At 71.2% G+C, this 2284-nt stretch carries 3 protein-coding genes; all 3 read right to left on the minus strand.

The features are described 5' to 3' along the window. Positions 1-101: 101 nt before the first annotated feature. Entirely contained in the window at positions 102-1115 is a 1014-nt protein-coding gene (locus AB8Z36_RS37635) for a YihY/virulence factor BrkB family protein (RefSeq protein ID WP_369217872.1), read from the minus strand. Between the two features lie 85 nt (positions 1116-1200). Next, a complete protein-coding gene (locus tag AB8Z36_RS37640) occupies positions 1201-1842 on the minus strand; it encodes a class I SAM-dependent DNA methyltransferase (RefSeq protein WP_369217873.1) in 642 nt (213 codons plus the stop codon). A gap of 27 nt (positions 1843-1869) precedes the next feature. Next, positions 1870-2178 (minus strand): hypothetical protein, encoded by a 309-nt coding sequence (locus AB8Z36_RS37645; RefSeq protein WP_369217874.1) that lies wholly within the window; start codon positions 2176-2178, stop codon positions 1870-1872. Between the last annotated feature and the right edge of the window lie 106 nt (positions 2179-2284).

A 2284-nucleotide genomic window follows, 5' to 3' on the forward strand; every position in this document is an offset into this window, starting at 1 on the left:
CCCCGACACCCCGCACCCCGGTGAGGGTCTCCTCGGTGCCGGGGAAGCCGCCCGGGTGACGGGGTGCCGGGGTGCGGGGTGTCGGGGTGCGGAGGCGGCGGCTATCGTTCGGCGCTCGCCTCACGCCGGTCCTCCTCGTCCCACGCCTTGGTGTCGCGCGGTTCGACGAACAGGCCCTCGTCGTCGTGGCCCGAGGCGGCGACGCGCTCGCGGACCATCTCCGCGTTGAACTCAAGGCCGAGCAGGATCGCCAGGTTGGTGATCCACAGCCAGATCAGGAAGACCACCACACCGGCGATGGCACCGTACGTCTTGTTGTACGAGCCGAAGTTGGCGACGAAGAAGGCGAAGCCCGCCGAGGCCGCCATCCAGATCAGCAGCGCCAGGATGCTGCCGGGAACGATCCAGGTCAGGCCCTTCACCTTGGCGTTGGGGGCCGCCCAGAACAGCAGGGTCACCATCAGGGTGACCAGGACGAGCAGCACCGGCCACTTGACGACCGCCCAGACGGTCAGCGCGGCGTCGCTCATGCCGAGCGCGCCGCCCACCTGGCTGGCGATGCCGCCGGTGAAGACCACGATGACCGCGCTGGCGCAGGCGAGCAGCATCAGCGCGAGGGTCACCGCGAGCCGCAGCGGCAGGATCTTCCACACCGGCCGCCCCTCGGGCACCTCGTAGACCGCGTTCGAGGTCCGGATGAAGGCCGCCACATAGCCGGACGCCGACCAGAGGGCTCCGGCCAGGCCCACGATCGCGAGGACCGAGCCGGTGCCGCTGCTGGACTGGAGGCGCTCCACGGACTGCGTCATGATGTCGCGGGCCGCGCCGGGCGCGAGCTTCTCCAGGTTCTCCACCACCTGCTTGGTCGCCGACTCGCCCGCGACACCGAGCATCGAGACGAGGACGAGGAGCGCGGGGAAGAGCGACAGGACGCCGTAGTAGGTCAGCGCCGCCGCCCGGTCGGGCAGCTCGTCGCGGAGGAACTGCTTGACGGTTCCCCGGAGCACGGCCCACCAGGAGCGCCGGTCGAGGCCGCTCGGATCGTCGGCGGCCGTGCGCTCGACCGAGGCCTGCGGGCCGAACTCGTGAGGTTGTGCGCTGCTCTCTGAAGCCATGCGTTCCGCTTGACCCGATACCGCCGGACCACACGTGCCGGGCCCCCACGAACTTCACCGCCGCTGGACACGGGGCGGCCAGGGGTCAAGCGGCCGCCCGCATCAGCAGATGCCCCCTGCGGAACCGCTCGCCCTCGAACGGCTCCCGCAGCATCCGCCCGACCTCGGTGAACCCGGCCTCGCCCGCCAGCGCGGCCAGCTCGTCGACGGGCCACCGGTAGGCCGTGGTCACCTTGTGGTCGAAGGCGGTGAGCGGACCGCCCTCCGCCTCGAAGAAGGCGAGCACGAGGTGGCCTCCCGGCGCGAGCACCCGGCGGAACTCCGCGAGGTAGGAGGCCACGGTCTCCGCCGGGGCGTGGATCACCGAGTACCAGGAGACGACGCCGCTCAGCGACCCGTCGGCCAGGTCGAGCGCGTCCATGGAGCCGACCTCGAACCGCAGCTCCGGATGGGCCTTCCTGGCGAGGTCGATCATCACCGGGGACAGGTCGATCCCGAAGACGTCGAGCCCCCACTTGTGCAGCAGCGCGGTCACGGGGCCCGGCCCGCAGCCCAGCTCGGCCACAGGCCCGGGGCCGGAGATCCGCGCGAGCTCGGTGAACGCGGCGAGCACCGCGCGGTCCACGGAGGGACGGTCGAGATCATCACGGGCGAGTCCGGCGTACCGGACGGCGATGTCGTCGTAGGCGGCGGCGGTGGTCTTCAGATGCGAGGCGCTTTCGGTCACGAGCGACGACCTTAGGGCCTTGCCCCGTCAGAGATCACTGTCGATTCCGGTCACCGCGGGTGGGCCCAGCGGGCAGTCGTCCGCCGCGATCCCCGCCTTGCCGAGGGCGGTCGACACCAGCCTGACCGCGCCGAGTTCGGCCTCGTACCGGTCCGGCGCGTCGACTTCGAGGCGCACGGAGAAGGTGTCGTCCTCGTTCACGGTGAGCAGGTCGAGTCCCTCGCTCTCACTGAGATCGCCGTGCTGCGTGGCCAGTTCTCGCTTCAGCACCTCGCGCACGGCATCGCTGACGCCGCCGACGAACGTCCCGGGAACGGTGATGACGAAGACAGTCATACGTACTCCTCAGCGTCGGCGGTGCGGACCCCGCGGCCCGCACCGGTTCCCCATCGCCTGCCCCGCCGCACCCCGGCGCAACACCCGGTCACCCACACGCGTGGAG

This window comes from Streptomyces flavofungini (assembly GCF_041028215.1).
GTDB classification, from domain to species: Bacteria; Actinomycetota; Actinomycetes; order Streptomycetales; family Streptomycetaceae; genus Streptomyces; species Streptomyces flavofungini_B.

Bases quoted from the DNA above. Each gene is read 5' to 3' on its own strand.
- AB8Z36_RS37635 (WP_369217872.1), bottom strand. From the start codon at position 1,115: ATGGCTTCAGAGAGCAGCGCACAACCTCACGAGTTCGGCCCGCAGGCC.
- AB8Z36_RS37645 (WP_369217874.1), bottom strand. From the start codon at position 2,178: ATGACTGTCTTCGTCATCACCGTTCCCGGGACGTTCGTCGGCGGCGTC.